Source organism: Nocardioides cremeus (genome assembly GCF_030518195.1).
Lineage (GTDB): Bacteria > Actinomycetota > Actinomycetes > Propionibacteriales > Nocardioidaceae > Nocardioides > Nocardioides cremeus.
In genome coordinates, this window is record NZ_JAULSC010000083.1 from 205 (window position 1) to 446 (window position 242).

Sequence of the window (242 nt, forward strand, 5' to 3'; positions counted from 1 at the left end):
ACCGAGTCGAGACGCTGCACCGAGGTCTGCCGCGGCAGCAGCCGGGTCAGCGGCTTGACCACCTTGTCGGGGGCGGTGATGCCGGTGGAGACCAGCAGCGCGTTGCCGGGCTCGGCGCCGCGCTCGGCGCCCCACTTGTCGTTGACGACCGCGTCGACGGCGTTCTCGATCTGCGGCGCCAGGGCGCCCAGGTGCACCTCGGGGCTGCCCTGGTCGAGGGTGACGAAGCCCTGCTCGTCGAT

1 pseudogene is annotated in these 242 nt (G+C 72.3%); it reads right to left on the bottom strand.

Annotation, left to right across the window (positions count from 1 at the left end):
- Window positions 1-242: pseudogene (locus tag QWJ41_RS20820) on the bottom strand (M15 family metallopeptidase); the annotation flags it as partial.